At 66.0% G+C, this 6,214-nt stretch carries 6 protein-coding genes; 3 read left to right on the top strand and 3 right to left on the bottom strand.

Annotated features, from left to right (window positions below; genetic code table 11):
* Positions 1-68 precede the first annotated feature (68 nt).
* Both ACE3SL_RS12830 and ACE3SL_RS12835 read left to right on the top strand, forming a co-directional pair.
* Positions 69-884 carry a TrmH family RNA methyltransferase gene (locus tag ACE3SL_RS12830; protein WP_374526130.1) on the top strand — a complete coding sequence of 272 codons (816 nt, stop codon included), beginning with the start codon at positions 69-71 and terminating at the stop codon, positions 882-884.
* Positions 885-1,094: 210 nt separating this feature from the next.
* On the top strand, positions 1,095-1,811 hold the full coding sequence (locus tag ACE3SL_RS12835) for an META domain-containing protein (RefSeq protein ID WP_374526131.1): 717 nt from the start codon (positions 1,095-1,097) through the stop codon (positions 1,809-1,811).
* Positions 1,812-1,968: 157 nt separating this feature from the next.
* On the opposite strand, the gene ACE3SL_RS12840 is transcribed toward ACE3SL_RS12835, so the two are convergent.
* From ACE3SL_RS12840 to ACE3SL_RS12850, 3 genes are all read right to left on the bottom strand, one after another.
* Complete coding sequence (locus ACE3SL_RS12840; protein ID WP_374526132.1) at positions 1,969-3,321, bottom strand: DNA recombination protein RmuC; 1,353 nt, start codon at positions 3,319-3,321, stop codon at positions 1,969-1,971.
* Positions 3,322-3,627: 306 nt separating this feature from the next.
* On the bottom strand, positions 3,628-4,125 hold the full coding sequence (locus ACE3SL_RS12845) for a vgr related protein (RefSeq protein ID WP_374526133.1): 498 nt from the start codon (positions 4,123-4,125) through the stop codon (positions 3,628-3,630).
* 126 nt (positions 4,126-4,251) lie between these two features.
* Complete coding sequence (locus ACE3SL_RS12850) at positions 4,252-4,824, bottom strand: copper chaperone PCu(A)C (RefSeq protein WP_374526134.1); 573 nt, start codon at positions 4,822-4,824, stop codon at positions 4,252-4,254.
* A gap of 154 nt (positions 4,825-4,978) precedes the next feature.
* On the opposite strand from ACE3SL_RS12850, the gene dnaK reads away from it, so the two are divergent.
* Positions 4,979-6,214: molecular chaperone DnaK (dnaK, locus tag ACE3SL_RS12855; RefSeq protein WP_374526135.1), on the top strand; the 1,236-nt coding region annotated here is incomplete at its 3' end.

Raw genomic sequence — 6,214 nt, forward strand, 5'->3', positions numbered from 1 at the left:
GGATTGCCGCGCGGCTTCGCCGCTCGCAATGACGATTCCCTTCAAGAGGGGCACGGGAAAGCGGACATATGACCCATCGCCGCGCCCGCATCGAAAGCCTCTCCAATCCGCTGATCAAGCGGATGCGCCTGCTGCGCGAAAAGCGGCATCGCCGCGCCGAAGGGCTGTTCCTCGCCGAGGGGCTGCGCATCGCGACCGAGGCGCGCGAGGCCGGTATATTGCCGCAATGGCTGTTCCTCGCCAACGAGGACGCCGCCGCGCATCCGCTCGCGAAAGCGCTCGTCGAGGCGACGCTCGCGAACGGCGGCGAGGTGATCGACACGACCCCCGCGATCCTCTCCAAACTGTCGGGCAAGGACAATCCGCAAACGATCGTCGGCATCTACGCCGAGCCGAAGGCCGCCCTCGCCGACCTCGACCGCGATGCCGCACCGATCTGGCTCGTCGCCGAGCGGCTGCGCGATCCGGGCAACCTCGGCACGATGCTGCGGACCGGCGACGCGGTCGGCGCGGGCGGGCTGATCCTGCTCGACGAGAGCACCGATCCCTATGCGGTCGAGGCGGTGCGCGCGAGCATGGGAGCGATCTTCACCCAGACTCTCGTGCAGGCGCGATGGGACGCGTTTCTCCCCTGGCTGCGGAGCGGGCGCGGCGAACTGGTCGCGACCTGGCTTGGCGAGGACAGCAAGGATTATCAGGCGGTGCGCTACGCCGCACCGACCTTCCTCCTGATCGGCAACGAGTCGCAGGGAATGCCCGAGAGCTATGCCGCCGCCGCCGATGTGCGCGTGAAGATGCCGATGATGGGCAAGGCCGACAGCCTCAACGCCGCGGTCGCCGCAGCGGTGATGGCCTATGAGGTGCTGAACCAGCGGCGAAGCTGAACGGCACTTGGCCATGCCGTTCAGCTTGGGCCCAGCAGGCTCTCCCTAAGGGGCTTTTCGTTTTCCGCTCGATGCGAGCAAATTTGGCTCGATTCGATACCCCAAGCCGTTCGTGCTGAGCTTGTCGAAGCACCGTCCTTTTATGAGAGGGTGGCCCTTCGACAAGCTCAGGGCAAACGGCTGAGTGTTGAAGCGAGCGTTCAGGAGATCATGATGTCGAAGTTCCTCCCCCTCATCGCCCTGCCGCTGGTCCTTGCCGGCTGCGCCGCGTCGGGCGCCCCGCAGGCCCCCGGCGAAAAGCCCGTACCGTCCGCAGCCTATATGGCGGTCGGCACCGAGCCCGGCTGGACGCTCGAGATCACGCCCGAGCGGCTGAACTATGCCGGTGACTATGGCGAGACGAAGATCGCCGTGCCGAACCCCGGCGCGACGCCGTCGATGAACGGCGAAACCTATGCCGCAGGGCGCCTCGCGGTCGTGATCAAGCACGCGCCGTGCAGCGACGGGATGAGCGACCGGCGCTACGCCGACACGGTGCGCGTGATCGCCGACGGCAAGCGCGTCGAAGGCTGCGGCGGCAATATCCTGCCGCCCGACACGCTCGCGGGGTCGAACTGGAGCTTCGTGTCGATCGGAGGAACCCCGGTGGCGGCGGACAGGCCGACCTCGCTGGCGTTCGACGGCACGCGGCTCAGCGGCAGCGCAGGGTGCAACCGCTTCGGCGGCGGCTACAAGGTCGAGGACGGTCTGCTCACCGCCGGGCCGCTCGCCGCGACGATGATGGCGTGCCCCGGCCCGGCGATGGAGCAGGAACGCGCCTTCCTCGACCTGATGCAGGGGCCGGTCAGGATCGAATTTCCGTCGGACGGCACGATGCTGCTGACCGGCAAGGACGGTAAGTCCGCGGTGCTAAAGCGGGTCATCTAACGCAGGGCCACGCATCCCGTTGATCCGTTCGTGCTGAGCTTGTCGAAGCACCGTCCTTCTTTCTTCAAGAAAGAACGACCCCCTCGACACCGCCTGCGGCGTCGCTCGGGACAGGCTTCGACAGGCTCAGGGCGAACGTAGTTCAGGGACAGGCCAGCTATTCCCCGTCGTTCACCGCGGCGGGCGCCGCGGCCAGCTTCGCCAGCGGGCGCGCGGTCTGCTCGGCGGCGGGCAGCACCGGAATCTCCTTGTCCCCGGTTTCGACGTCGAGCGCCTCGAAGCGCTTCGCCTGCGTCAGCACCTGCGATTCGAAGCTGCCGACGAAGGCGTTGTACGCCCCCGTCGCCTGGTCGAGATTCTTGCCGACGCGCGCAATATGCGCGCCCATCACCGACATGCGCGCATAAAGCTCCTTGCCCAGCGCCGCGATCTCGCGCGCCTGTCCCGCGAGCTTTTCCTGCCGCCACACCGCCGCGACGGTGCGCGCGATCGCGATCAGGTTGGTGGGGGTCGCGAGCAGCACCTTGCGCTCGAACGCATAATCCCAAAGCTCGTGATCCTGATCGAGCGCCGCGGCGAGGACATGCTCGCCGGGGACGGACATCACGACGAAATCGGGGGTGTCGTCGAACTGGTTCCAATAGGATTTGGCGCCGAGCAGATTGACATGCGCCTTCATCGCCGCGGCGTGCGCGGCAAGGTGCCCCGCCTTCTCGCCCTCGTCGACCGCGCCGAACGCATCCTGATAGGCGTTGAGCGACACCTTCGCGTCGATGATCAGGCTCTGCCCGCCGGGCACCTTGACGACGACATCGGGGCGGAGCCGCCCGCCTTCGCCATCGGCGACGCTGACCTCGGTCTGGAAATCGGCATGTTCGGAAAGGCCGCAGCTTTCGAGGACGTTGCGAAGCTGTTGCTCGCCCCAGCGCCCGCGCGCCTTGGGCGCGTTGCGGAGCGCGTTGACGAGCTTCGCCGCCTCGCTCGACACCCGCTCGGTCCCCTCACGCATCGCGGCGATCTGGCCGTGGAGCAGGCCGAAGGCGTCGCGGCGCTCGGCCTCGACCTTGCCGACCGCCTCCTCATATTTCTGCAGCCGCTCGTGGACGGGGTACAGCAGCGCCGTCAGATTCTGCCCCGCGCTTTCCTCGCTCTGGCGGAAGCGCGCGTCGGCGCGCTCGAGGAAGGCCTTTTGCGCCTCGCCGAGCATCGCCTGCCCCACCTCGCGGAATTGCGCGGTCAGCGCCGCCTGCGCACCCTGAAGCTGCGCGATCTGCGCGTCGTGCGCGGCGTCGCGCGCCTTCTGCTCGGCAAGCAGCGCCGAAAGCTGCAGATCGGCGGCCTTGCGCGCCTCGGCCTCGGCCGCAAGGTCGGTGACCGCCACCTTGAACCGCTCCGCCAAGCCGTCACGCTCGGCCTTGAGCGCTCCCGCCTGCCGCCCGGCGAGCAGCCAACCGATCAGGCCTCCGAGAAGGAGAGCGATAACGCCGACGATCAACAAGGGGGTATCCATGATCGGAACATAGGACGAACAGCGCAGGCTTGGCTAGGACCAATCGACATTCAGAAGATGGCGAGCCGAAAATGGTGGGTTTTCGGGACCCGGAGCGCAGCGCGCTTGCGGCACGTGAGCCCGGAAGCACGAAAGGCCGCCATTTGCAGGCCGCCAGGGCTGAATGTCGATTGGTCCTGGTCGCTATTTGGTCAGGATGAGGCGGCTTTGGAGTGGGAAGCCGAGAATCCTCCTCTTCGTCATTCCCGCGAAAGCGGGAATGACGACCTTATGAGATGCAGAGGGCCGCGTTCCGGCCGGAACCCGTTACCCCGCCCCGCTTCCCGCAAAGGGCAGGATGGCCCGATAGGCTTCGACGCCCGGTGCGCCACCGATCGTCACGCCCTGCGTCAGCAGCCAGTAATGCCGCACGATCTCGGCCTGCTGTTCGAGCCCGTAGCGATGCAGCGGCCAGCCGGGCTTCAGGCTGTAGTCATAGGTCGCGAAGGGATGGCGCATCAGCACCAGATACCAGCGCCCGCGCCGCTGCGCCTGCCAGACATGCGTCATTTCGTGGAGGAACAGCCCCTTGGCCTTGAGTTCCTCCTCGCGCTCGCCCGCCGGGCAGGAGAAATCGTCGCAATAGACGCCGCCCTTCGGGTGGAAGTGCAGGTCGCCCATCGGCGCCATGACGATCCGGCGCGGCTGGAAGAATATCCATTTATAGTGGCGCACCCGCACGCGCGCATAGTCGATCGCATCGCCGAACACGCTACGCGCGAGCATGATCTCGCCTGCGGTGAGAGGACGCGAAGGGCGCGGCATCAAGGCCCCGTCATTGCGAGGAGCGTAGCGACGAAGCAATCTCCAGCGAGAGGCCGCTCGTAACGGCCGATGGCTGGAGATTGCTTCGCTTCGCTCGCAATGACGATGCAGGCGGCGATCACGCGCTTATTTCTTCGCAGCGTCCGCCGCCGGGGAACCTCCGCCCATATCCATCGCGCCATGATCCATCTTGCTGTGATCCATCGTGGCTTCGCCCGCAGGCGCCACAGGCGCCGGCTTGATCACCAGATCGAACAGGATGCGCTCGTTATTGTTGTTGGTGAAGACGAACGCCATCGGCAGCTTGCCCGCGCGCACCGCGGCGGGGTTGATGTTCCAGATCATCAGATGTTTGCCGCCGGGCTTGAATTCGAGCTTGCCTTTGGCGGGCACCGGCGCGCTCGCCAGCGGCTTCATCGTGACGACGCCATTTTCCTTCACGCTCTCGTGCATTTCGACGCGCTGCGCGAGGTCGGCGGTCACGGCCATCAGCTGCACGTCGCGCGGGCCGCCGGTGACGGTGAAATAACCCGCGGCAGGGCTGTCGGGGCTCGCGCCCATCTGGATATAGCCGCTGACGACGTTGAGCTGCGGCCCCGCGCCCAGATTCTCCCCGCACGCGGTCAGCGTCGGCGCGGCGGCGGCAAGGGCGGCAGCGAGAGCGGTTCGGGCGAGGGTACGGCGTGCGATGGGCTTCATGTGCTGAGGACTCCCGAAATGCGGCAATTTTCGCATTCCAGATAAGCGGTCGAAACCCTTGTGCCAAGCCAAAGCGCACCTATATCGCCCGCATCAAATCAACATAAGGCGTGCCTGATTAGGGCGCCGGACAAGCAACAAGGACGTAATACCCATGGCAAAAGTGATCGGGATCGACCTCGGCACCACGAACAGCTGCGTCGCGGTGATGGAAGGCGGCAAGCCCAAGGTTATCGAAAATGTCGAAGGCACGCGGACGACGCCGTCGATCGTCGCCTTCGCAAAGGACGGCGAGCGCCTGATCGGGCAGCCGGCCAAGCGCCAGGCGGTCACCAACCCCGAAAACACCATCTTCGCGGTGAAGCGCCTGATCGGCCGCCGCTTCGACGACCCCATGACCAAGAAGGACATGGAGCTCGTCCCCTATACCATCGTCAAGGGCAGCAACGGCGACGCGTGGGTCAAGGCGGGCGGCGAGGATTATTCGCCGTCGCAGATCAGCGGCTTCATCCTCCAGAAGATGAAGGAAACCGCCGAGGCCTATCTCGGCGAGAAGGTCGAGCAGGCGGTCATCACCGTTCCTGCCTACTTCAACGATGCCCAGCGCCAGGCGACCAAGGACGCCGGCAAGATCGCGGGCCTCGAAGTGCTGCGCATCATCAACGAGCCGACCGCGGCCGCGCTCGCCTATGGCCTCGACAAGACCGAGAACAAGACGATCGCGGTCTATGACCTTGGCGGCGGCACCTTCGACATCTCGATCCTCGAGGTCGGCGACGGCGTGTTCGAGGTGAAGTCGACCAACGGCGACACCTTCCTCGGCGGCGAGGATTTCGACGCGAAGATCGTCGAATATCTCGCCGACGCGTTCAAGAAGGACGAGGGCATCGACCTCCGCAACGACAAGCTCGCGCTGCAGCGCCTCAAGGAAGCCGCCGAAAAGGCGAAGATCGAGCTGTCGACCGCGCAGTCGACCGAGGTCAACCTGCCCTTCATCACCGCCGATGCGAACGGGCCGAAGCACCTCGTCAAGACGATCACCCGCGCCGACCTCGAAAAGCTGGTCGAGGATCTGATCAAGCGCACCCTCGAACCGTGCAAGAAGGCGATCAAGGACGCGGGCGTCAGCGCCAGCGAGATCGACGAGGTCGTCCTCGTCGGCGGCATGACGCGCATGCCGCGCGTCCGCGAGGTCGTGAAGGACTTCTTCGGCAAGGAACCGCACACCGGCGTCAACCCCGACGAAGTTGTCGCGATCGGCGCCGCGATCCAGGCGGGCGTGCTGCAGGGCGACGTCAAGGACGTGCTGCTGCTCGACGTGACCCCGCTGTCGCTCGGCATCGAGACGCTGGGCGGCGTGTTCACGCGCATGATCGACCGCAACACCACC

The organism is Sphingopyxis sp. (assembly GCF_041916015.1).
Classification (GTDB): domain Bacteria; phylum Pseudomonadota; class Alphaproteobacteria; order Sphingomonadales; family Sphingomonadaceae; genus Sphingopyxis.

Coding starts and splice junctions, on each gene's coding strand:
- ACE3SL_RS12845 (WP_374526133.1), bottom strand. CDS start 4,125: ATGCCGCGCCCTTCGCGTCCTCTCACCGCAGGCGAGATCATGCTCGCG.
- ACE3SL_RS12850 (WP_374526134.1), bottom strand. CDS start 4,824: ATGAAGCCCATCGCACGCCGTACCCTCGCCCGAACCGCTCTCGCTGCC.
- ACE3SL_RS12830 (WP_374526130.1), top strand. CDS start 69: ATGACCCATCGCCGCGCCCGCATCGAAAGCCTCTCCAATCCGCTGATC.
- ACE3SL_RS12840 (WP_374526132.1), bottom strand. CDS start 3,321: ATGGATACCCCCTTGTTGATCGTCGGCGTTATCGCTCTCCTTCTCGGA.
- ACE3SL_RS12835 (WP_374526131.1), top strand. CDS start 1,095: ATGATGTCGAAGTTCCTCCCCCTCATCGCCCTGCCGCTGGTCCTTGCC.